The organism is Enterobacter sp. 22466 (assembly GCF_052044775.1).
GTDB classification, from domain to species: Bacteria; Pseudomonadota; Gammaproteobacteria; order Enterobacterales; family Enterobacteriaceae; genus Enterobacter; species Enterobacter dissolvens.
This window is the reverse complement of sequence record NZ_JBQENX010000013.1, coordinates 66,743-90,095: the sequence shown is the minus strand read 5'-3', so window position 1 is coordinate 90,095 and position 23,353 is coordinate 66,743. Positions and strand designations below refer to the sequence as shown.

Sequence of the window (23,353 nt, the reverse complement as noted above, 5' to 3'; positions counted from 1 at the left end):
GGCCGGGTAAGGCGAAGCCGCCACCCGGCTTTTACATTTTTACCCGCTAGCTAAACAGCCCAACCAGCGCCGCACACAACACAGCAGCAACTGCGGTTTGCGGCGTGTGGCTTTCAGCTGCTCCGCTAGAGAGCATATTGACTAATGTTTCCAGCATGATGTTCACCCCCAATTTCCGGGCACGATCATACAAAACTCATCGACACAGTAAAGCGCAAAATAACGGCAATTTGCGCTCAATTAATAATCTTTACACAGAAGTGAAAATCACTCCATTCCCAGCTCTTTAAGCTTGCGTGTCAGGGTATTACGTCCCCATCCCAGCAGGCGGGCTGCTTCCTGTTTATGGCCCTGCGTATGACGGAGCGCGGTGGTTAACAACGTGCGTTCCATCTCCGGCTGCGCCTCAGAAAGCAAATTTTGATGACCGGAACGCAGCGCGCGGTCGGCCCACTGTGCCAGCAGCGTCGCCCAGCTGTCCGGCAGCGCATGGCCTGTGCTGCTTTCGGGCGCGGTCGCTTCAAAAAGCTCAGCCGGTAAATCCTGAATCAATACCTCCTGTCCGGCGGCCATGACGGTGAGCCAACGACAGGTGTTTTCCAGCTGACGCACGTTCCCCGGCCAGGCCAGGCGGGTGAGGGCGGCATCGGTTTCCGGGTGAAGCTGTTTAGCTTCTACACCCAGTTCACGCGCGGCAACCTGCAGGAAGTGACGTGCCAGGCGAGGAATATCTTCACGGCGTTCACGTAACGGCGGCAGATGGACGCGAATAACGTTCAGGCGATGGAATAAATCCTCACGGAATTTACCCTCCTGCACGCGTTGCTCCAGGTTCTGGTGCGTCGCGGCAATAATGCGCACATCCACTTTCACTGGCGCATAACCGCCTACGCGATAAAACTGTCCGTCGGCCAGCACACGCAGAAGGCGGGTCTGAACATCCAGCGGCATATCGCCAATTTCATCCAGGAATAATGTCCCCCCATCTGCCTGTTCGAAGCGGCCCTGACGAATGGTATTCGCACCGGTAAATGCCCCTTTCTCGTGGCCGAACAGTTCGGATTCAATCAAATCCTTCGGGATCGCCGCCATATTGAGGGCGATAAACGGCGCTTTTGCCCGCGGGCTGTGGCGATGTAAGGCGTGCGCGACCAACTCTTTCCCGGTTCCCGATTCACCGTTAATCAGTACGCTGATGGACGAACGCGACAGACGGCCAATAATGCGAAACACATCCTGCATGGCCGGTGCTTCGCCAATGATGTCCGTGGTAGGGCCGAAATCGGGCGCATTACGGGGCTGTTGCTGCTCCTGGTAATGGCTAATGGCACGCTCAACCAGCGCGACCGCTTCGTCGATATCAAACGGTTTGGGCAGGTAATCGAATGCCCCTTGCTGATAGGCGCTCACGGCGGCATCCAGATCGGAGTGTGCCGTCATTATGATGACCGGAAGCATCGGGTGGCGTTGTTTGATCTGCTTTAAAAGCGCCAGCCCGTCCATACCCGGCATACGAATATCCGACAGCAGAACATCCGGCGTTTTGGTGGTGAGTGCGTCGAGCACTTCGCTGCCGCTCTCAAACGTCGTGCAGCTTAATCCCGCTCCTGTGAGCGCGCGTTCAAGCACCCAACGGATGGAGCTATCGTCATCGACTACCCAGACTATCCCTCGTTGCATAAACGTCACCTTTATTTTTTAATCGGCAGGAAAACCGAAAACTCGGTATGTCCCGGCCAACTGGTAAATTCAATTTTTCCAGAGTGTTGATCGATCAAACTGCGGGCAATGGATAACCCCAGCCCGGTACCGCCTTCGCGACCGCTGACCATCGGGTAGAACAGGGTGTCCTGCAGATGAGACGGGATCCCCGGCCCGTTATCCTCAACGTCGATGCGTGCCGCCAGCCGATAGCGCACGCCATGCAAGGTGAGCTGGAATGCGGTACGGGTACGCAAAATGATTTCGCCGCCTTCCGGTCCCAGAGCCTGCAGCGCATTACGCACAATATTCAACAGGACCTGCTCAATCTGGTCCGGATCGTGCGCCAGTTCCGGCAGGCTGGGGTCATAATCCCGCACCAGGGTGACGTTCTCCGGCAGCTCCATCGAAACGAGTTTCACCACCCGCTCAGCGACTTTATGAATGCTTTCTGAAACGTGCATGCCTGGCTGTTGCGGCCCGAGGAGGCGGTCAACCAGGTTGCGCAGACGGTCGGCCTGCTCAATGATGACGTTGGTATACTCCGCCAGCGCAGGGTCCGGCAGCGCTTTGGTTAACAGCTGCGCCGCCCCGCGTAATCCGCCCAGCGGATTTTTGATTTCATGCGCCAGGCCCCGCACCAGATCGCGGGCGGCAATTTGCTGCGCATGTTGAAGTTGCTCCTGGCTCAGTCGGCGCTGATTGTCCATCGGCGCCATTTCGAGCAGGATCAACCCTTCAGGAAGACGTTGCGCGGTGAGCGACAAAATATGCGAGCGCCCGTCGATGACCAGCGTCACTTCGTTATCGGTGAACCCCTGACCGGCCTGCAGACTTTCCTGCATCAGGCCAATGTTCAGCGAAAAATAGCTCAATAATTCTGGCAGCGGAGTGCCAAACAGTTTGCGTGCGCTTTGGGCGAGCAGTTGCTGCGCCGCCGGGTTGGCGTAATGAACAGCCAGCTCGTCATCGACCAGCAAAATGCTGTTAATTAAAGAATTGAGGATCTGCCCAGCATCGGGCAGCGTGCCAGTTGCCATTCAGCAGTCTCCTGGAGTTGGTTGCACTAATTTAGTGCAGTATAGCTTTTTCGTCGTAAAAAGCGCGTGAGATCAGGTTGTTGGTGGAGAAAAAAGCCCATCCGGAGATGGGCTGAAAGTTTCCACGGCAACAAAAAAAAGCTTTCGGGGCCGCGCCTGAAGAGTGGCGCGAAACCCGTTGTAACTTAAACGCTGTAGTACAGTTCGAATTCAACCGGATGCGGAGTCATGCGCACGCGGTCGTTCTCTTCAGTACGCAGGGCGATGTAGGCATCGATAGCGTCATCAGTGAATACGCCACCCGCAGTCAGGAACTCGCGGTCTGCGTCCAGCGCCTGCAGGGCTTCTTCCAGAGAGCCAGCAACCTGTGGGATCTCTTTCGCTTCTTCTGGTGGCAGGTCGTACAGGTTTTTGTCCATCGCTTCGCCTGGGTGGATCTTGTTCTTGATACCGTCCAGACCGGCCATCAGCAGTGCTGCGAAGCACAGGTATGGGTTAGCCGCTGGATCCGGGAAGCGCACTTCGATACGACGCGCTTTAGGAGAAGCCACCACCGGGATACGGATAGAAGCAGAACGGTTACGTGCAGAGTAAGCCAGCATAACAGGTGCTTCGTAGCCTGGGACCAGACGCTTGTAAGAGTTGGTGGTTGGGTTCGCCAGGGCGTTGATCGCTTTAGCGTGTTTGATTACGCCGCCAATGTAGTACAGCGCCTGCTCAGACAGACCTGCATATTTGTCACCAGAGAACAGGTTGGTACCGTTCTTGGACAGGGACATGTGGCAGTGCATACCGGAACCGTTGTCGCCAAACATTGGTTTTGGCATGAAGGTCGCGGTTTTACCGAAACGGTGCGCAACGTTGTGCACAACGTATTTGTAGATCTGAATTTCGTCCGCTTTTTTGGTCATGGTGTTGAAGCGGGTTGCCACTTCGTTCTGACCCGCAGTCGCCACTTCGTGGTGGTGAGCTTCTACCACCAGGCCCATCTCTTCCATCACCAGACACATGGTGGAACGGATGTCCTGTGCGGAATCGACCGGAGGAACCGGGAAGTAACCGCCTTTCACGCCAGGACGGTGACCTTTGTTACCACCTTCGTATTTGGTGGAGGAGTTCCATGCACCTTCGATGTCGTCGATAGCCACGTGGGAGCCAGAGATAGAGGCACCGAAACGAATGTCATCGAACAGGAAGAATTCTGGTTCTGGCCCGAACAGAACGGTGTCTGCGATGCCAGTAGAACGCAGGTACTCTTCAGCGCGTTTAGCGATGGAGCGTGGGTCGCGGTCGTAGCCCTGCAGCGTGCCTGGCTCGAGGATATCGCAACGGATGATCAGGGTTGGCTCTTCGAAGAATGGATCAATGACCGCCGTGGTCGCGTCTGGCATCAGAACCATGTCAGATTCGTTAATGCCTTTCCAGCCACCAATGGAGGAGCCGTCAAACATTTTGCCTTCTTCAAAGAATTCGGCGTTTACCTGATGAGCAGGAATTGTGACGTGTTGTTCTTTACCTTTGGTATCAGTGAAGCGCAGATCAACAAACTTCACTTCATGTTCGTTCAGCATCGTCAAAACGTGTTCAGCGGACATACTTAACTCTCCAGATTGGTCATTGTCGTCGTGGTAACGAGGTCTTCAACTTCTATCAAGGTGGCTATGAGGCCATCTTTTTGCCGTATTTTTATAAAGCGAAATCTGTGCCAACTTTTAAAACACCCCAAAAAGGCGTTATCATGCGCACCATAGTGCAAAAGTGCTGCACCACAATGGTTATGTTGCACCAGTATAGTGCTTCAGTGTGAACACTGAGCACCATATTGGTGCAATTTTCGTTAAAGTGCCCTTTTTACGCTCCGTGAAAGCGATCACAAAGCATCTCTGCAATACTTGTTTGCGGGGGATGTTTGTGATCCTGTTTTGTAGTGCGATTAATCCGTGTACAATAACGCGCTATTTCTAATGCCTGAGGCAAAGTTGTGATCGAAAATTTGCGTAACATCGCCATCATCGCGCACGTTGACCATGGTAAAACTACCCTGGTTGATAAGCTGCTGCAGCAATCCGGTACGTTTGATGCTCGTGCCGAAACTCAAGAGCGTGTGATGGACTCCAACGATTTGGAGAAAGAGCGTGGGATTACCATCCTCGCGAAAAACACCGCTATCAAATGGAATGACTACCGTATCAACATCGTTGATACCCCAGGGCACGCCGACTTCGGTGGTGAAGTTGAGCGCGTGATGTCCATGGTGGATTCCGTGCTGCTGGTGGTTGACGCCTTTGACGGCCCAATGCCGCAAACGCGTTTCGTGACCAAAAAAGCATTTGCCCATGGCCTGAAGCCTATTGTTGTTATCAACAAGGTTGACCGTCCTGGCGCACGTCCTGACTGGGTTGTTGATCAGGTGTTCGACCTGTTCGTTAACCTTGATGCGACCGACGAGCAGCTGGACTTCCCTATCATCTACGCTTCGGCGCTGAATGGTATTGCGGGTCTGGATCACGAAAATATGGCGGAAGACATGACCCCGCTGTATCAGGCGATTGTCGATCACGTACCGGCTCCGGATGTTGATCTCGATGGTCCACTGCAGATGCAGATCTCCCAGCTGGACTACAACAACTACGTTGGCGTTATCGGTATCGGCCGCATCAAGCGCGGTAAAGTGAAGCCGAACCAGCAGGTTACTATCATCGATAGCGAAGGCAAAACCCGTAACGGTAAAGTGGGCAAAGTGCTGACTCACCTGGGTCTGGAGCGTATCGACAGCGATCTGGCTGAAGCGGGCGACATCATCGCGATCACCGGTCTGGGCGAGCTGAACATCTCTGACACCATCTGCGACCCGCAGAACGTGGAAGCGCTGCCAGCCCTGTCTGTTGATGAACCGACGGTAACCATGTTCTTCAACGTCAACACCTCTCCGTTCTGTGGTAAAGAAGGTAAATTCGTTACCTCTCGTCAGATCCTTGACCGCCTGAACAAAGAGCTGGTGCATAACGTTGCACTGCGCGTTGAAGAAACCGAAGACGCTGATGCATTCCGCGTTTCCGGTCGTGGTGAGCTGCACCTGTCTGTTCTGATCGAAAACATGCGTCGTGAAGGTTTCGAAATGGCGGTTTCCCGTCCGAAAGTTATCTTCCGCGAGATCGACGGCCGTAAACAAGAGCCGTTCGAAAACGTAACGCTGGACGTTGAAGAGCAGCACCAGGGTTCTGTGATGCAGGCTCTGGGTGAGCGTAAAGGCGACCTGAAAAACATGAATCCAGATGGCAAAGGCCGCGTACGTCTCGACTACGTGATCCCAAGCCGTGGCCTGATCGGCTTCCGTTCTGAGTTCATGACCATGACTTCCGGTACCGGTCTGCTGTACTCCACCTTCAGCCACTACGACGACGTACGTCCGGGCGAAGTGGGCCAGCGTAACAACGGCGTGCTGATCTCCAACGGTCAGGGTAAAGCGGTTGCGTTTGCGCTGTTCGGTCTGCAGGATCGCGGTAAGCTGTTCCTGGGTCACGGTGCTGAAGTGTATGAAGGCCAGATCATCGGTATTCACAGTCGTTCTAACGACCTGACTGTAAACTGCCTGACCGGTAAGAAACTGACCAACATGCGTGCGTCCGGTACTGACGAAGCAACGGTTCTGGTTCCACCGATCAAGATGACGCTGGAGCAGGCTCTGGAATTCATCGATGACGACGAATTGGTAGAAGTGACTCCACTGTCTATCCGTATCCGTAAACGTCACCTGACCGAGAACGATCGTAAACGTGCAATGCGCGGTGCGAAAGAAGAGTAATACACTCCTCTCTGGTCAACAAAACCCCGTCCTTGTGGCGGGGTTTTTCTTTTTCTACCCTGTGCGTACTTCATAGCCAAAGCTTATCTTTCCCGCTACAGTTACTTTTCCACGGCGAGCAGGAGATAAACATGCTTTATATCTTTGACTTAGGAAATGTAATCGTCGATATCGATTTCAATCGGGTGCTGGGCGCATGGAGCGATTTTAGCCGTGTCCCGCTGGCGACGTTAAAACAGAGTTTCGCCATGGGCGAGACATTCCATCAGCATGAACGGGGTGAGATCAGCGATGAAGTGTTTGCTGAACGTCTGTGCCAGGAAATGGATCTGCCGTTAAGCTACGAACAGTTCTCCCATGGCTGGCAGGCTGTATTTGTCGCTATCCGCCCTGAGGTTATCGACATCATGCATAAACTTCGCGAGCAGGGTCACCGGGTCGTCGTGCTGTCGAATACCAACCGCCTGCACACCACGTTCTGGCCTGAAGAATACCCTGAAGTTAAGGCTGCGGCAGACAAAATCTATCTCTCTCAGGAGATGGGGATGCGTAAACCCGAAGCGCGAATTTATCAGGCTGTTCTGCAAGCGGAAGGATTCTCCGCGTCCGATGCGGTCTTTTTCGATGACAATGCCGATAATATAGAGGGAGCTAACCAGTTGGGTATTACGTCAATTCTGGTGACCGGAAAAGAGACGATACCGAACTACTTTGCGAAGCAGTTATGCTAAAAACCGTTCATCAAAAAGCCACGCATCATACTCGCCCGCTCAGGGCATGGCTAAAACTCCTCTGGCACCGTATTGATGAGGACAACATGACCACGCTGGCGGGTAACCTCGCCTACGTGTCGTTGCTCTCCCTGGTACCGCTGGTGGCGGTTATTTTTGCGCTTTTTTCCGCCTTTCCGATGTTTGCAGACGTCAGCCTGCAACTGCGTCATTTTGTCTTTGCGAATTTTATCCCTGCAACCGGGGATGTTATCCAGAACTACATTGAGCAGTTCGTTGCCAACTCCAGCAAGATGACGGCTGTGGGGGCGTGCGGCCTTATCGTCACCGCGCTGCTGCTGATGTACTCCATCGACAGTGCGCTTAATACTATCTGGCGGAGCAAAAAAATCCGCCCGAAGGTCTACTCCTTTGCTGTTTACTGGATGATTTTAACCCTCGGCCCGTTGCTGGCGGGGGCGAGCCTCGCGATCAGCTCCTATCTGCTTTCGCTGCGTTGGGCCAGCGATCTCAATGGTGCCATTGATAACGTTTTACGTATTTTCCCGCTGATTTTATCGTGGCTCTCTTTCTGGCTGCTCTACAGTGTGGTGCCGACCACGCGCGTGCCGAACCGTGATGCGGTTGTCGGGGCGCTGGTGGCTGCAGTGCTTTTCGAACTGGGTAAGAAGGGGTTTGCCCTTTACATCACCATGTTCCCCTCCTATCAGCTGATTTATGGCGTGCTGGCGGTGATCCCCATTTTGTTTGTCTGGGTTTACTGGACCTGGTGTATCGTCTTGCTTGGTGCGGAAATAACTGTCACTCTCGGCGTATACCGCGAACTTAAAAAAGCAGCAGAAGCTGAAAAACAACAAGAAGCAGACCAACCATGATTGCATTGATACAGCGCGTAACCCGTGCCAGCGTCACCGTGGAGGGAGAGGTGACGGGTGAAATTGGCCCAGGACTTTTGGTGTTGTTAGGTGTCGAAAAGGATGACGACGAACAAAAAGCCAACCGCTTATGTGAACGCGTGCTGGGCTACCGTATCTTTAGCGATGCGGAAGGCAAGATGAACCTTAACGTCCAGCAATCGGGCGGAAGCGTGCTGGTGGTTTCTCAGTTCACGCTGGCCGCCGATACCGAACGCGGCATGCGCCCGAGTTTCTCAAAAGGTGCGGCCCCGGATCGGGCAGAAGCGCTTTACGACTACTTTGTTGAGCGTTGTCGCCAACAGGAAATGAATACGCAAACCGGACGATTTGCTGCAGATATGCAGGTATCGCTGGTGAACGATGGCCCCGTCACATTCTGGCTCCAGGTATGAGCCAACTGGCGGCGTGGCCGCGGGTAACAAGAGAGAGTACAGCTATGTATCACCTTCGAGTACCGCAAACGGAAGAAGAGTTAGAAGCCTATTACCAGTTCCGCTGGGAAATGCTGCGCAAGCCATTACATCAGCCTAAAGGGTCTGAGCGCGACGCCTGGGACGCCATGGCACATCACCAGATGGTGATGGACGAAGAGGGTAACCTCGTTGCCGTCGGGCGTCTGTATATTAACGCCGATAACGAAGCCTCTATTCGTTTTATGGCGGTTCATCCCTCCGTGCAGGATAAAGGGTTAGGCACGCTGATGGCGATGACCCTGGAGTCTGTGGCTCGTCAGGAAGGTGTCAAACGCGTGACCTGTAGCGCCCGCGAAGATGCCGTTGAGTTCTTCGCTAAACTCGGTTTTGTTAACCAGGGCGAAATTACGACCCCGCAAACCACGCCGATTCGTCACTTTCTGATGATCAAACCCATCGCCACGCTGGATGATATTCTCCATCGCGCCGACTGGTGCGGGCAGTTACAGCAAGCCTGGTATCAGCACATCCCTCTGAGTGAAAAGATGGGGGTGCGAATTCAGCAGTACACCGGGCAAAAATTCATTACCACCATGCCGGAAACCGGCAACCAGAACCCGCACCACACGCTGTTTGCTGGCAGCCTGTTTTCGCTGGCCACACTCACCGGCTGGGGGCTTATCTGGCTGATGCTGCGTGAACGTCACCTTGGCGGCACGATCATCCTGGCAGATGCCCATATACGCTACAGCGCACCGATAAGCGGCAAGCCCAGTGCCGTAGCCGATCTCGGTTCCCTGGGCGGCGATCTTGACCGTCTGGCGCGCGGCCGCAAAGCCCGTGTACAGATGCAGGTTGAACTCTTTGGCGATGAAACCCCAGGCGCGGTGTTTGAAGGCACCTATATCGTTCTCCCTGCGAAGCCCTTTGGCGCGTATGAAGAGGGCGGGAACGAGGAGGAATAAGCTCCCCGTTGTTATCGCCGGGCGGTGTTTATCCGCCAGGCGATGTCCCGAAGAACGTCTCGCGCCGATGGACTAACGCCGCCAAGCTGGAAGAAGCCGTGGATCACGCCCAGCCAACGTTGCGTAGTGCACATAACCCCTTGTTCTGTCATATGTTGATAAAGCGTTTCACCCTCGTCGCATAGCGGATCGTACTCGGCGGTAATAATGTGTACCGGCGGCAGGCCGTTAAAATCATCCCGCCAGAGTGGACTGGCTTCAGGATGCAGGCGGTCTGTCTCTGCCAGGTACATCTCATAACCACTCAGCAGCGTATCGCGCGTGATAACGTAGTCCAGGCCATTGAGGGTATAGCTTTCGAAACTCGCCGTGGCATCAAGCATGGGGTAGATAAGAATGAGCTGCGCCGGGTTCCAGAGGCCTTTAGCCTTGAGCCGCAGCGCCGTTACCAGCGCCAGATGGCCTCCTGCACTGTCTCCACACAGCGTCATCCGGTTTTTATCTACACCTAATTTTTCTGAATTTTGCCAGACAAGATCCGCCGCTCTCTCTGCGTCGTCATGCGCGGCGGGGAACGTATGCTCCGGTGCGAGCCTGTACTGAACCGCAATCACCCGACAATGACCGTAGAACGCCTGCTGGCGAAGCTGATTGTCATGGGTTTCAAACCCACCGCTGACAAAACAACCGCCATGGTAGTAGAGGGCACAGGGTAACGTTTCAGGGCTATTGAGAGGTGAAAATACCCGAAAGGTAAGGCCATCAATGACAAGTGTTTCAACCTGCACGCGGGTTTCGGTCTCGCCGGAAAGTACGGTGCTGGCTACATATCCGGCTCTTCGGTCATCAATACTCTGCTTTCGCGCGGAAGGTCGGCCTGCAGCGATAAAATCCTGTACAAGCTTATCTATACCCTTTTCCAGTGCCATGATGATGTCCTTTTATCTGTATGTATATACAGCTTTATAGCCTGATTTACTGCAGATGAAAACAGCGAAATCTGAGGATGTGAACGTTATGGAAAGCGGCTCGCAAAATTGATTATTCCCGAAAAAATGCCCTTTAACCCTAAATTGATAAGGTGTATTTTGCCTGAAAATTAACCGCGGATGATATACTAAGGTGATATATGAGTGTTTTGGCGGAACTTGATATGGGCAGAATACTGATCGATTTATCTGATGATGTGATTCAACGGCTGGATAACCTCAAGCAACTGCGAAATCAACCGCGCGCTGAGCTGCTACGGGAAGCGATAGAACTGTATCTCGACCAGCAGAGTTCGTCTGTTATCCGCGATGCGCTTGGCCTGTGGGGCGACAAGAAAGAGGACGGTCTGGAGTATGAACGTAAGCTGCGTGAGGAATGGTGATCATGACTAATATGGCCGTGTTTGATACCAATATCCTCATTGATCTCTTCAACAACCGTGTCGAAGCTGCGGATGCGATTGATCATGCCGCGGCACATCGAGCCATCAGCTTAATTACCTGGATGGAAGTGATGGTGGGCGCACGCAGGCATGGACATGAAGCGAAAACGGCAGCCGTGATGGGCGCTTTTGAAATTATCGATGTGTCTCGGGATATTGCGGAAAGAAGCGTTTTACTGCGTGAAAAACATGGAATGAAACTGCCTGATGCTATCATTCTGGCCACAGCCCAGAGCAGAAAATGTCCGTTGATTTCTCGAAATACGAAAGATTTTGCGGGTATTGATGAGGTCGTTACGCCTTATCAACTGTAGGCCGGGCAAGCTCGCGCCGCCCGGCACTCTCACAGGAGATTACTCCCCTTCACCCGGGAACAGGAACGGGTTAATCGAGCTACGGGCAAAGCCCTCCTGCTCCATCTTCGCGTCAAGAATCAGCGAGGCGAGATCGTCGGCCACCGCTTCAACTTTCGGGTCTTTTTCCTGATACAGAATCTTCAGGTACGTGCCGCAGTCGCCGCAGCTTTCGGCTTTCACCGCCGCGTCTTCATTTTCCAGCGACCAGTAGTTGAGATCGCGGGTCTGCTCGCAGTTGCTGCACTTCACGCGCACCACGTGCCACTCGGTTTCACACAGGTTGCAATGCAGGTAGCGCAGGCCCTGAGTGGTGCCGATTTGTACCATGCTGGACACCGGCATTGAGCCACACACCGGGCAGAACTGACGTGCTTCACCGTATTCGGCGCGCGCTTTGCCGGGGATCAGGCTGGCCATTTGTGCCCAGTAGAGCGACAGCGCCGCCCAGATAAACGGCGCTTTATCACTGCTGACCTGCGAGAAATCAGAAGCAAACAGCGCACTTGCCATCTCTTCCAGTTCCAGATCGGAGGCTTTTTCGAGATTTTCAATCACCGCCAGCGCGGTGCCGCTCATCTCTGGCTTCAGTTCGGCAATCAGCGAATGCAGCAGTTTGTGCCAGTGCTTATCACGTGGCAGCACATGAATATCCAGCGGCGGTTTGCCCTGCTCACTGGCTTCTTTGATGCGCGCCGTCAGGTCCATTTGCAGCGGGTGGTCGTACAGCACCACTTCCTGCGCATGGGCAACCAGCGCGGCAAAACGCAGAAAATCGCCCAGCGGGTTGTTCTCTGCCAGCTCGCGCAGACGCTCTGCGCGGCGGTTGTAGAGGTTCTTGAGTCTGGGGAATAACAACGGCGGAATATATTCCGCCGTGCGTTTCTCGCTCGACCCCAGCTCATCTTGCGGGATTATGCGAATACTCATTCAGATGACTTTTCCTGTTTCTGGCGGACTTCACGGTACCAGCGCGGGTGATGTTTCTTCGCCCACGTGCTGGTGACCCAGCCTTCCACCATCGCGGTAATGGTGCCTTTCACCCAGAGGGCGGCGTAAATATGCACCATGATAACCACAATTAACGCCACTGCGGCAAATGAATGCAGCATCAGCGCGAATCGGATCACCGGGATTGAGAAAGCAGGCGCAAAATACGGACGCCAGATGATCACGCCGCTGACCAGCAACAGGACCAGGAAGATAATCGCCGCCCAGAATACGCACTTCTGGCCGAAGTTATAACGCCCGGTATCACCCACTTCCTCGTTGACGACGATCTTACGAATATTCTTCGCCCAAAAGATATCATCCCGATTGATTAGGTTATGGTGCCAGTAACGGAAAAACATGATGATGAACGACGCGAACATGATGACGCCAACAAACGGGTGCAGGATACGCGCCAGCTGCGGTGTCCCCAGGATTTGCATCAGCCAGTTAAAGGACGGGAAGAAGAAACCCAGCCCGCTTATCGCCGCCAGCATGAAGCAGAAGGCGGTGACCCAGTGGTTGATGCGTTCCGGCGCGGTGTAGCGCACGATGGTGTCACGTTTTTTCATTTGCGCACCTCGTCTTTCTCTTCATGCAGGTTATCGTCTTCCTCTTCCGCGCGGTTCGGACCGACACCGACGTAATGGAAGATGCTCGCCGCGAAGGTGGCAGCAAAGCCCACCGCCGCCAGCGGTTTCCAGATGCCTTTCCAGAATTTCACGGTGGCGCTGATTTCCGGGTTCTCCGGCAGGCCGTGATACAGATTCGGTTTGTCGGCATGGTGCAATACGTACATGACGTGCGTACCACCCACACCGGCCGGATCGTACAGGCCAGCGTTATCGTAACCACGGGTTTTCAGTTCGCCCACGCGTTCGGCCGCCAGCGTTTTCATATCCTCTTTGGAGCCAAAGTGGATAGCGCCGGTTGGACAGGTCTTCACGCAGGCTGGCTCCTGGCCAACGTTCACGCGGTCAACGCACAGCGTACATTTGTAGACGCGGTTGTCTTCCGGGTTCAGACGCGGTACGTCGAACGGGCAGCCCGCGATGCAGTAGCCGCAGCCAATGCACTGCTCGGACTGGAAGTCGACGATACCGTTGGCATACTGAATGATAGCCCCTTCTGACGGACACGCCTTCAGGCAGCCCGGATCCGCGCAGTGCATACAGCCGTCTTTGCGGATAAGCCATTCCAGTTTGTCGTTCTGCTCCACTTCCGAGAAACGCATCACCGTCCAGGACTTCGCGGTCAGGTCCGCCGGGTTGTCGTACACCCCGACGTTGTGACCCACTTCGTCACGGAGGTCGTTCCACTCGGAACAGGCCACCTGACAGGCTTTACAGCCGATACAGGTAGTCACGTCGATAAGCTTCGCCACTTCCTGCTGGTGGTCCCGCGCCTGAGGCGCGGGGGTGAAACCGTTAGTCGCGGAACGACGAATAATGTCCTGAGATTGATAAGCCATAAGTCGTCTCCGTTACACCTTTTCCACATTCACGAGGAAGGCCTTAAACTCCGGCGTCTGCGTGTTCGCATCACCGACGAATGGCGTCAGGGTGTTAGCGATAAACCCTTTCTTCGCCACGCCCTCATAACCCCAGTGAATCGGAATACCGATGGTATCCACCTGCTGACCGTGAACGTTCAGCGTGCGAATACGCTTGGTCACTACCGCCTTGGCCTTGATATAGCCACGGTTAGAGGAGACCTTCACGGTATCGCCATGGGCAATGCCGAGCTTGTTCGCCAGCTTCTCGCCAATCTCCACAAACTGTTCCGGCTGCGCGATGGCGTTAAGCAGCGCGTGCTTGGTCCAGTAGTGGAAGTGTTCGGTCAGACGGTAAGTGGTGCCCACGTACGGGAACTTGTCCTTTTTACCCAGCGCTTCAAAGTCGCCCTTGAAGATACGGGCAGCCGGGTTAGAGACCACGTTCGGGTGCAGCGGGTTAGTGCCCAGCGGCGTCTCAAACGGCTCATAGTGTTCCGGGAACGGCCCTTCCGCCATCTTGTCGATAGCAAACAGACGTCCCATCCCTTCAGGCTGCATGATAAACGGCCCAACGTCGCTGCCTGGTGCGGCAGTACTGTAGTCCGGAATATCCACGCCGCCCCATTTTGCGCCGTCCCATTTCAGCAGCTGACGCTTCGGATCCCACGGGTTGCCCTGCGGGTCTGCAGACGCACGGTTATAGAGAATGCGACGGTTCAGCGGCCATGCCCATGCCCAGCCCAGCGTATTGCCGAGGCCCGATGGGTCAGCGTTGTCGCGGTTGGCCATCTGGTTGCCTTTCGGCGTCCAGCTACCGGCGAAGATCCAGCAGCCACTTGAGGTGGTGCCGTCATCACGCAGGTGCGCGAAGGTGCTGAGCTGATCGCCTTTCTTCGCCAGCACGGTACCGGTGGCCGGGTCGATAACGTCCGCCAGCGCCTTACCGTTGCTCTCCATCGCCACTTCTTCAGGCGCTGGATTTTCTGGCGTCGAGTAGTTCCAGGTCATGTTCAGAACCGGTTCCGGGTTCGCACCGCCTTCTGCCGCGTACATCTTACGCAGGCGTAAGAAGATACCGGCCAGGATCTCGCCGTCGTTCATGGCGATGCCCGGGGCGTCCGCACCTTTCCAGTGCCACTGCAGCCAGCGTCCGGAGTTGACGATAGAACCGTTCTCTTCCGCGAAGCAGGTGGATGGCAGACGGAACACTTCGGTCTGAATCTTCGACGGATCGACGTCGTTCGATTCGCCATGGTTCTGCCAGAAGGTCGAGGTCTCGGTATTGAGCGGGTCAATCGTCACCAGGAACTTCAGTTTCGACAGCGACTCAACAACCTTGTTCTTGTTCGGGAACGAGGCCACCGGGTTGAAGCCCTGGCACAGATAGCCGTTCACTTTGCCCTGATGCATCATCTCGAAATATTGCAGAACGTCGTAACCTTTGTCCCACTTCGGCAGCCAGTCAAAGCCCCAGCTGTTTTCTGCCGTCGCTTTGTCGCCGAAGAAGGCTTTCATCATCGAGACGAAGAACTTCGGATAGTTGCCCCAGTAGTTCACCTGGCCTTCGAGTAGCGGTTTAGGCGTGCTGGCTGTCAGGTAGGTTTGCAGGTCCGGTTGTTTCTCGCTTGGCAGGTTCATATAACCCGGCAGGCTTTGAGACAGCAGACCAAGGTCGGTCAGACCCTGAATGTTGGAGTGACCGCGCAGGGCGTTCACGCCGCCGCCTGCCATCCCCATGTTGCCGAGCAACAGCTGCACCATCGCCATGGTACGAATGTTCTGCGCACCAATGGAGTGTTGCGTCCAGCCGAGGGCATACAGGAACGACGCGGTTTTGTCTTTGGCGCTGGTTTCGGCGATAAGCTCGCAGACCTTCAGGAAGTCAGCCTTTGGGGTACCACAGATGTTTTCAACAACGTCCGGCGTATAGCGGGAAACGTGCTCTTTCAGCAGGTTCCATACGCAGCGCGGGTGTTGCAGGGTGGTGTCGCGCTTCGCAAAGCCTTTCTCGTCCAGCTCGTAGTTCCAGCTGGTTTTGTCGTACTTGCGTTTTTCGGCGTCGTAACCGCTGAACAGGCCATCTTCGAAGTGGTAATCCTCACGCACGATCAGGCTGGCGTTGGTATAGGCTTCGGTGTATTCGCGGTTATATTTTTCGTTGGTCATCAGGTACAGCAATACGCCTGACAGGAAAGTGATGTCAGTACCTGAACGAATAGGGGTGTAGAAATCCGCCACTGACGCCGTACGCGTAAAGCGGGGATCGATCACAATCAGTTTCGCACCGTTGTGGATTTTGGCTTCCATCGCCCAGCGGAACCCGACAGGGTGCGCTTCAGCGGCGTTACCGCCCATCACCACAATGAGGTTGGCGTTCTTGATGTCGACCCAGTGGTTGGTCATCGCACCGCGACCAAATGTTGGAGCAAGACTTGCTACCGTTGGTCCGTGTCAGACACGCGCCTGGTTGTCGACCGCGAGCATACCGAGTGCGCGCGTAAATTTCTGGGTTAAATAACCGGTTTCGTTACTGGAAGCGGAGGCACACAGCATCCCGGTGGAGAGCCAGCGGTTGACCGTGACGCCGTCGGCGTTCTTCTCAACAAAGTTGGCATCGCGGTCTTCTTTAATCAGTTTAGCGATGCGGTCAAATGCCTCTTCCCAGCTAATTTGCTGCCATTTATCGGAGCCTGGCGCGCGATATTCCGGGAATTTCAGGCGGCTTTCGGAGTGGATAAAGTCCACCAGACCGGCCCCTTTCGGGCACAGCGCGCCGCGGTTGACCGGGTGGTCCGGGTCGCCCTCGATGTGGAAGATAGACGCTTTGGCGTTTTTAGCACCGTCGCCGAGGCTATACATTAACAGCCCGCAACCGACAGAGCAGTACGTACAGGTATTACGGGTTTCACGGGTGCGCAGCAGTTTATACTGCCGCGTTTCCGCCAGCGCTACGCCGGGCGCAAAGCCCAGTGCCGCTGCCGTGGTGCCTGCCATACCGCCAGCGCAGATCTTAAAGAACTGCCTTCTGCTGACCTGCATGGGTCACTCCTTGTTTCGACATTGCTTACATATGTAGTTTTGACTTCGCGGTTGAATAATGACCGCAAAGGAGAAAAATTTGCGTTAATCCCTCATTTCTCCGGGGGATATCACCAGAATACCACAATGTCGGTACGCCTGTTCCAATGGCGTTAAAACAAAGTGAACGTATTATCACCGTGCTGATTATAAAGTGTGATATCAATCACATTATAAACCCCGCATGTTACAGGGGTGTAGCATGGTGCCGGTTGCACCTCTCCAGAATGAGTAGGTACACTTCATGCGGTTGGGTGCTGAAAAGTTGATCCATACTATGCGTAAGGCCTGTGGTTTATGCTGCAATAGCAGGCTCACCTTCGTGGTTGTTCAGGAAAACCGTTGTGTCTAAACAAAACCGTGCTACCCACTCGTCACCACTGCCAACAGGCATTGTGGCGCTGTCGGTACATCGACCCCCTCACATTACCCACGCCACGCCTGATTTTCTGGCGGAAGAAGTCCCTGTCGCCCTGGTGTACAACGGCATCTCGCACGTTGTAATGATGGCGTCGCCTAAAGACCTTGAACTGTTCGCCATCGGGTTTTCGCTCTCGGAAGGCATCATTGCGCATCCGCAGGACATTTATGGCATGGATGTGGTTCAGGCCTGCAATGGTCTGGAAGTGCAGATCGAACTTTCCAGTCGTCGTTTTATGGGGCTGAAGGAGCGTCGTCGCGCGTTGGCCGGACGAACGGGGTGCGGCGTCTGTGGCGTTGAGCAACTGAACGATATCGGCAAACCTGTTGCGCCGCTACCTTTTACCCAGACCTTCAATCTGGCCAACCTCGACCATGCGCTTGCCCATCTCAACGACGTGCAGCCCATCGGTCAGTTGAGCGGTTGTACGCATGCGGCGGCATGGGTTCTGCCATCGGGCGACATCGCCGGGGGACATGAAGACGTGGGGCGTCATGTGGCGCTCGATAAACTGATGGGCCGTCGGGCGCGGGAAAGCGATCTCTGGCAGCAGGGCGCAGCGCTGGTTTCCAGCCGCGCGAGCTACGAAATGGTACAGAAGTCTGCGATGTGCGGAGTGGAGATCCTGTTTGCGGTGTCGGCTGCAACCACGCTGGCGGTGGAGGTGGCGGAGCGCTGCAACCTGACGCTGGTGGGGTTCTGCAAGCCGGGAAGGGCGACAATTTATACCCATCCGCAGCGATTAATAGTTGATCAGTAATTTTGAACGATAATAGCAAATCCTTCCGCTTTCAGTTGTGGGTTATGAGGTCTAGTATTTATCTCATCAAGGCACGGTGCCTTACCTAAACAACTTAACGAAAGGGTTTATCTCATGAAAAGCATCAAAACTTTTGTCGCTGTAATCGCTCTGGCTGCTTCATTCGGTTCTTTCGCTGCACAAACTGTTACCGCCTCTGCCTCTACGCTGGATGGTGCTGAAGCGAAAATTGCCGCTCAGGCTCAGGAAGCAGGCGCGTCATCCTACAAAATTACCCAGGCGTTCTCGGGTAACCGCGTACACATGACCGCAGAACTGACCAAATAAGCTGTGTTGCCACTGTCCCTTGCTCTTCGGAGCGGGGACAGGTGTAATTAAAAACTATCCCTCTTCTCGCGTGTAAAGGCTTTACCTCTGCGCCTCCTTTCTTTGTCATCCCCTGTTTTAGCATTCGTCGTAAAATAACTCTCTGAAATAACGTGTCTGGTCAGTCTTGCGATAACATTATTTTTTTAAATACTTTTAAGTCGCTTGAGCGTACTGCTGCCTTTTTATATTCACATTTCAAATAATTCATCTGAACTGTTAAGGCAATCCTCAGGTGTAAATCCTAAAGATGATTTAGACAATTGATAGGGATTATTAATGCTGGTATTTTTCGTACAAATATTGGTTTTCTCTTTCTTCGGTCAAATGTCGATATTTGGCTTTGTTTTGTCTATCACCTTAATAAGGAAATTGAATGAACGCGCTTATCAAAAAAGGAATGCTGGCCACAGTGTTAGCGATGTCGGTTAATACAGCTATGGCTGCACAAAGCATTGATATTAAAGTAACCGGTAAGATCCTTCCCTCTTCCTGTACCCCTTCCTTTCCAAGCGGCGGCGGTATTGCTGACTTCGGTACCATGAAAGTGGCCTCGCTCAACTCGACCAGCATGACTCCGCTGGCGGATTTGAAAGAAATTCCCGTTACCATTAATTGTGAAGAAGCCACACGTGTTGCGGTGAAATTTACCGATGCGCGTGACGACTCATCCCCAACAGAAAGTGTCAAAATGGGTAATGGTTTTTCGGGTTCACCATTTAATATGTTTGGTCTGGGAATGTATAACGATAAAAAAATTGGTGCCTATACACGAGCGTTATTCCGCAATCAGGGTGCAAACACTAACGGCAATGGTGACTCACTTTATCCATTGTTGAGTATAGATGGTGGGGAAACCTGGCTTGTTAAAGGCACCGACTACATGCAAATTAACAGCGACAATTCTGAAATATATGCCTTTACTTTAGATACAGCGAATGGCATACCTTCTCCAGAAAGCAAGATCAACTTTAAAGTTGCTGTGAGTGCCACTATTAACCCAACCAACGATTTAAATGTTACGGATGAATTGACACTGGACGGTTTAACCAACATTGAGCTGGTTTATCTTTAATTATCACACAGCTGATAATTCACTGCTCCTCAGATTAGGGGAGCAGTGCCCATCAATATTAACGGACTAATATTATGATTGTTTCTAAAAAAACGCTGCTCTGCGTTTGCCTTTTCTCGTCGTTGCAGACGTTTGCCGCCGGTATGGTGCCCGATACTTCCCTGCTGTTAATTAACGAAGACGAACGAGGCGCGAGCATGGATGTGAAAAATAGCGACGATAACGCCCAGCTTCTCTATACCCGCATTGTCGATTTACCGGACGATCCTACACCCGGTGTTATTGTCACTCAACCGGTGGTGCGTGTAAATGCCGGTAAAACGCAGCGTGTTCGCTTTGTCTTAAAAGACAGCGCGGAAAAATTAAAAACAGAACACCTAAAACGCGTCATTTTTTCCACTATTCCGCAACGCGAGCAAAATAAAGTCAAAATGGTGTTCAGCCAGAACCTGCCCGTCATTATTCGCCCGGCAGGTCTCGACGTGAATATGGAACCCTGGAAAGGGCTACGCTGGCAGATTAAAAATGGCAACCTGACGGTATTAAACGATACGCCTTATGTGGTGCGTATGGAACAAAAAGCAAAATTATTACCCTCCGAAACTCAGGTGAGATTTGAAAAAAGCTATATTCTTCCCGGCCAGACGATGATAGCGACGCCAGAAAATAAGCTCTCTGGACTGAATAACAAGGTGGAGATATACCCTGCTACCCGCTTTGGCTATAAAGCCAGTTCTTACGTTGCCGAATTACAATAATAATATCAGATGGAGTGGTCATGATAATGTCCTCCTGTAAAACAGGTGTGCTGGTCTTTTGCCTGAGCTCGGTGGCGTTCGGCATTCGCGCAGAAATTCTTCCCACTGCAGCACCCACTATGGAGCTGGCAAGAGCGTTATTCGACACCGATGCGTTAAAAGAGAATGGCCTTGACCCGGCAATTGCTGACTATTATGCCGTCGCCCCGCGATTTATGCCTGGCTATCATAATGTTACCGTGCTTATTAACGGCAAAAAGCGCGGCATTATGCCCGTGAAATTTAATGATCAAGGTCTTCCCTGTATTGATGGCGAATTCCTGGACGCGGCCGGGTTATATAAAAAGCTCAAGCGTGGGACCTGTCCCTTCATTCATCAGTACTGGAAAAACGCGACGGTGGTCACTTCACCGGACGTAGAGGAAATTTCACTGGTTGTTCCGCCAGAGGCCATTAACCCGGAAAGCGGTCGCCAGGTGGCTGATGTCCGTGGCGGACGCGCGGCTATGCTGAACTACGCCATGTTTGGCACCCATTACGACTTTGATGATGATAAATCCGATCGCTTCCAGTCTTCGTTTGAGTTTGGTTTTAACGCAGGCGACTGGATTGTGCGCAGTTCGCAGTTTATCAGCGACGGCAGCGGCATGGCGTTCGGGAGCGAATCGCTATACACCTACGCACAGCGTACCTTTACCGACTACGGCGTGATGGTGCAGGGGGGGCAAATTAACATCGCCAACAGCCGCTTCAGTATCCCCGGGATTTATGGCGTACAGATGATGCCGGATAACGCTCTCCTGCCGGGTTATAGCAGCGGTATTGAGGTTAGCGGTATTGCCCGCAACGCCCAGGCGCGTGTGGATATTCGCCAGGGCGGACAGCTGATCTTCTCCACGCTGGTGCCCGCCGGGCCGTTCACCTTAAGCGATGTACCTGTTGCAAATCTGAACACGGATTTAAACGTCACGGTGACGGAAACCGACGGCAGCGAAAGCCATTTTACGGTTGCCGCCAGCACCTTCCGTAGCAACCATGTTGGCCGCGCGCCGGGATTTTCACTGGCCGTCGGGCGTGCGGAGGATATGGAGACAAACTTTACGCAGCCCTGGATTGTCGCCGCGTCAAACGGTTGGTCCATCAACAACCGGATGAACTTTCTCGCCGGCATGGTGATGGCAGATAACCACTACTACGGTTTTTCAGCCAACATTGACACCGTGCCGATGCAGCATATGTATGCCTCGCTGGGTTTTCTCGGCTCGATTGATAACCTTTCACAAACCGATGGCAATAAAACCACGCTGGATCTCGGCTATTCATTACCGTGGGGGCTCGGCCTGTCGCTGGGTGGGAGCTACGGTACGCCGAAGTACCGCGAAATGCAGGAGCTGTACAGCGACGACGATGATTACTCGACCACCAAATACGACACCAGCGTTGGCATGAGCTGGTCGAACACGACGCTGGGCCGTTTCTCTCTGAGCTACTACAACAACCAGACCTGGAACAGCGAATACGATAGCCGTCGTATCATTTCGTCATGGTCCCGGTCGTTCCGCTATTTGAGCGTCAGCGTAAACTGGGAATCAGACATCAGCCACGGTGATAAGAGCACCAGCGACAGCGATATGTTTTATGTGAACGTCTCTGTGCCTCTGGGTCGCTCCGGCGTTTCCACCAACAGCTGGTACCGCGAAAACGAGGGCAAAGCTTCTTACGGCACCCGTGCAATGGGTTCACTTAACGACGACAACACCTACACGGTGGGCGTCTCTCAGGATCACGATGACAGCGTAACCAACTGGGACAGTTCGCTGAACAGTAACCTGCACTACACCACGCTGGCGGTGGGGATTGGCGGTGACAATGAAAGCAACAGTAACGCCTCGATCGCGCTGAGCGGAGGCATTGTCGCGCACGATGATGGCGTCACCTTCTCACCTTATCCGGTAACAGATACCTATGCGGTAGTGGCGCTGGACAAGCCCGTTGCCGGGGTGGCGATAGGTACCCCGCGCGGTAACGTCTGGACGGACAAATGGGGCAGAGCGGTTGTCCCCGCCCTGACACCGTTCAGTGAAAGCACGGTTGAAATAGATACGCAAAGCCTGCCGGGCAACCTGGACATCAGCAATGGCCATGCGTCGCTGAAGGCCGCTCATGGGGCATTTGCACACTGGAAGTTCTCAACGCTGAGCCAGCGGCGCGTGCTGCTGAACATTACGCGTGCGGACGGTACGCCGTTACCGAAAGGGGTTTCTGTGGTGAATGGCAAAGGGGAGTACATCACCTCTGCACCGGAAGACGGCATCATCTTCCTGAATGATATTTCCGCCAGCCAGACGCTGTATGCGAAGCAGGATACTGGCCGTTGCACGCTGAGTTTCACCTTGCCGGAAGCGGATCCCACTCAATTCTACGAGGAGATAAACGGAAAATGTCTCTGATTTTTCATCGCACGAGTCTGCTGCTGCTGGCCTGCGTCGCCCTCAGCCATGCTCCCTCCGTCCTGGCAGAAGAAGAGTGTCAGGTGGTTTCGTCAGTAAAAAATATCAACAATGGTCTGTTGCGTCGGGAGACAATGCGCGCGGTCAGTACCGATATTGCCGGAAAAACGTACCGGGGTTACGCCTCGTCAGAACGTGAGATCCAGGTGTCGGTGATCTGCCCGGCTGTGCGCAAGATCCGTCTGCAGGTGGATGGCCCGTCCCGGGGAAACAGAGCGTATCGCTTTAGCGACAACGGTGCGCTGAAAATTACGGCGAAAGAGGCGCGCATGGATAATGGTGTCGTGCAACTGGCGGCCGTGCCGCGCGGATCGGCGCAGGTGACCGCTGGCGCGGCGGAGGTCGCGCTACCGCCGGATATGTCACTTGTCGCGGTGAACGGCAGCGAGATGGCGGGCAAACAGCTGGCCGTTACCCTCTCTGTGGCCACCTATCTTAACGATAACGCGTTTAAGACGGGCAACACGGCGGAGCTCGAAGAGATGCTGACGGTGAATTACGTTACCCTCGCGGCGCAGTAAACGCCGCCTTGCCCGACGGACG

22 protein-coding genes are annotated in these 23,353 nt (G+C 53.9%); 13 read left to right on the top strand and 9 right to left on the bottom strand.

Features of this window, described 5'->3' with window-relative positions; translation table 11 throughout:
* Positions 1 to 46: 46 nt before the first annotated feature.
* The 4 genes from ACTJJI_RS23990 to glnA form a co-directional block, all read right to left on the bottom strand.
* The gene (locus ACTJJI_RS23990) at positions 47 to 157 is read right to left on the bottom strand and encodes a YshB family small membrane protein (protein WP_032670298.1); all 111 of its coding nucleotides are present in this window, start codon (positions 155 to 157) and stop codon (positions 47 to 49) included.
* A 110-nt stretch (positions 158 to 267) separates the two neighbouring features.
* Positions 268 to 1,680: a nitrogen regulation protein NR(I) gene (glnG, locus tag ACTJJI_RS23985; RefSeq protein WP_013099377.1), complete on the bottom strand. Its 1,413-nt coding sequence runs from the start codon at positions 1,678 to 1,680 to the stop codon at positions 268 to 270.
* Positions 1,681 to 1,691: 11 nt separating this feature from the next.
* Complete coding sequence (gene glnL / locus ACTJJI_RS23980; RefSeq protein WP_014833802.1) at positions 1,692 to 2,741, bottom strand: nitrogen regulation protein NR(II); 1,050 nt, start codon at positions 2,739 to 2,741, stop codon at positions 1,692 to 1,694.
* Between the two features lie 185 nt (positions 2,742 to 2,926).
* On the bottom strand, positions 2,927 to 4,336 hold the full coding sequence (gene glnA, locus ACTJJI_RS23975; protein ID WP_008501856.1) for a glutamate--ammonia ligase: 1,410 nt from the start codon (positions 4,334 to 4,336) through the stop codon (positions 2,927 to 2,929).
* Positions 4,337 to 4,722: 386 nt separating this feature from the next.
* Between glnA and typA the strand changes: the two genes are divergently transcribed.
* From typA to fabY, 5 genes are all read left to right on the top strand, one after another.
* The gene (gene typA / locus ACTJJI_RS23970; protein WP_014833801.1) at positions 4,723 to 6,546 is read left to right on the top strand and encodes a ribosome-dependent GTPase TypA; all 1,824 of its coding nucleotides are present in this window, start codon (positions 4,723 to 4,725) and stop codon (positions 6,544 to 6,546) included.
* Positions 6,547 to 6,677: 131 nt separating this feature from the next.
* Positions 6,678 to 7,277: a glucose-1-phosphatase gene (gene yihX / locus ACTJJI_RS23965; protein WP_014833800.1), complete on the top strand. Its 600-nt coding sequence runs from the start codon at positions 6,678 to 6,680 to the stop codon at positions 7,275 to 7,277.
* Positions 7,271 to 8,152 (top strand): virulence factor BrkB family protein, encoded by an 882-nt coding sequence (locus ACTJJI_RS23960; protein WP_014833799.1) that lies wholly within the window; start codon positions 7,271 to 7,273, stop codon positions 8,150 to 8,152. Before yihX ends, ACTJJI_RS23960 begins: the two co-directional genes overlap by 7 nt.
* Entirely contained in the window at positions 8,149 to 8,586 is a 438-nt protein-coding gene (gene dtd / locus ACTJJI_RS23955; RefSeq protein WP_014833798.1) for a D-aminoacyl-tRNA deacylase, read from the top strand. Before ACTJJI_RS23960 ends, dtd begins: the two co-directional genes overlap by 4 nt.
* 44 nt (positions 8,587 to 8,630) lie before the next feature.
* Positions 8,631 to 9,572 carry a fatty acid biosynthesis protein FabY gene (gene fabY / locus ACTJJI_RS23950; RefSeq protein WP_013099362.1) on the top strand — a complete coding sequence of 314 codons (942 nt, stop codon included), beginning with the start codon at positions 8,631 to 8,633 and terminating at the stop codon, positions 9,570 to 9,572.
* A gap of 11 nt (positions 9,573 to 9,583) precedes the next feature.
* Here the strand turns inward: fabY and ACTJJI_RS23945 are convergent, their stop codons facing one another.
* Positions 9,584 to 10,501: an alpha/beta hydrolase gene (locus ACTJJI_RS23945; RefSeq protein WP_440655816.1), complete on the bottom strand. Its 918-nt coding sequence runs from the start codon at positions 10,499 to 10,501 to the stop codon at positions 9,584 to 9,586.
* A 200-nt stretch (positions 10,502 to 10,701) separates the two neighbouring features.
* Here ACTJJI_RS23945 and ACTJJI_RS23940 point away from each other — a divergent pair, with 200 nt between their 5' ends.
* Both ACTJJI_RS23940 and ACTJJI_RS23935 read left to right on the top strand, forming a co-directional pair.
* Positions 10,702 to 10,944 (top strand): ribbon-helix-helix domain-containing protein, encoded by a 243-nt coding sequence (locus tag ACTJJI_RS23940; protein WP_046889539.1) that lies wholly within the window; start codon positions 10,702 to 10,704, stop codon positions 10,942 to 10,944.
* 2 nt (positions 10,945 to 10,946) lie between these two features.
* Positions 10,947 to 11,318, top strand: a complete 372-nt coding sequence (locus ACTJJI_RS23935; RefSeq protein WP_080346008.1) for a PIN domain-containing protein — start codon at positions 10,947 to 10,949, stop codon at positions 11,316 to 11,318.
* Between the two features lie 39 nt (positions 11,319 to 11,357).
* On the opposite strand, the gene fdhE is transcribed toward ACTJJI_RS23935, so the two are convergent.
* Genes fdhE through fdnG form a run of 4 tightly spaced genes read right to left on the bottom strand, consistent with a single transcriptional unit; the run spans position 11,358 to position 16,881 of the window.
* The gene (fdhE, locus tag ACTJJI_RS23930) at positions 11,358 to 12,287 is read right to left on the bottom strand and encodes a formate dehydrogenase accessory protein FdhE (protein WP_046889538.1); all 930 of its coding nucleotides are present in this window, start codon (positions 12,285 to 12,287) and stop codon (positions 11,358 to 11,360) included.
* Positions 12,284 to 12,919, bottom strand: coding sequence for a formate dehydrogenase cytochrome b556 subunit (gene fdoI, locus ACTJJI_RS23925; protein WP_014833794.1), 636 nt, complete (start codon positions 12,917 to 12,919; stop codon positions 12,284 to 12,286). Before fdoI ends, fdhE begins: the two co-directional genes overlap by 4 nt.
* A complete protein-coding gene (fdxH, locus tag ACTJJI_RS23920; protein WP_014833793.1) occupies positions 12,916 to 13,818 on the bottom strand; it encodes a formate dehydrogenase subunit beta in 903 nt (300 codons plus the stop codon). Before fdxH ends, fdoI begins: the two co-directional genes overlap by 4 nt.
* A gap of 12 nt (positions 13,819 to 13,830) precedes the next feature.
* Positions 13,831 to 16,881, bottom strand: coding sequence for a formate dehydrogenase-N subunit alpha (gene fdnG / locus ACTJJI_RS23915; protein ID WP_118284020.1), 3,051 nt, complete (start codon positions 16,879 to 16,881; stop codon positions 13,831 to 13,833).
* A gap of 383 nt (positions 16,882 to 17,264) precedes the next feature.
* On the opposite strand from fdnG, the gene fdhD reads away from it, so the two are divergent.
* The 6 genes from fdhD to ACTJJI_RS23885 all read left to right on the top strand — a co-directional run bounded on the left by fdhD (position 17,265) and on the right by ACTJJI_RS23885 (position 23,331).
* Positions 17,265 to 18,101: a formate dehydrogenase accessory sulfurtransferase FdhD gene (gene fdhD / locus ACTJJI_RS23910; protein ID WP_262783225.1), complete on the top strand. Its 837-nt coding sequence runs from the start codon at positions 17,265 to 17,267 to the stop codon at positions 18,099 to 18,101.
* A gap of 114 nt (positions 18,102 to 18,215) precedes the next feature.
* Complete coding sequence (locus tag ACTJJI_RS23905) at positions 18,216 to 18,428, top strand: DUF1471 domain-containing protein (RefSeq protein ID WP_010436865.1); 213 nt, start codon at positions 18,216 to 18,218, stop codon at positions 18,426 to 18,428.
* Between the two features lie 415 nt (positions 18,429 to 18,843).
* On the top strand, positions 18,844 to 19,542 hold the full coding sequence (locus tag ACTJJI_RS23900) for a DUF1120 domain-containing protein (protein ID WP_440655811.1): 699 nt from the start codon (positions 18,844 to 18,846) through the stop codon (positions 19,540 to 19,542).
* Positions 19,543 to 19,616: 74 nt separating this feature from the next.
* Positions 19,617 to 20,300, top strand: a complete 684-nt coding sequence (locus tag ACTJJI_RS23895) for a fimbria/pilus chaperone family protein (protein ID WP_440655809.1) — start codon at positions 19,617 to 19,619, stop codon at positions 20,298 to 20,300.
* Positions 20,301 to 20,320: 20 nt separating this feature from the next.
* Positions 20,321 to 22,750, top strand: coding sequence for a fimbrial biogenesis outer membrane usher protein (locus ACTJJI_RS23890; protein ID WP_440655807.1), 2,430 nt, complete (start codon positions 20,321 to 20,323; stop codon positions 22,748 to 22,750).
* Positions 22,741 to 23,331 (top strand): hypothetical protein, encoded by a 591-nt coding sequence (locus ACTJJI_RS23885; protein ID WP_083022011.1) that lies wholly within the window; start codon positions 22,741 to 22,743, stop codon positions 23,329 to 23,331. The genes ACTJJI_RS23890 and ACTJJI_RS23885 overlap by 10 nt, the downstream gene beginning before the upstream one ends.
* The last annotated feature ends 22 nt before the right edge of the window (positions 23,332 to 23,353 follow it).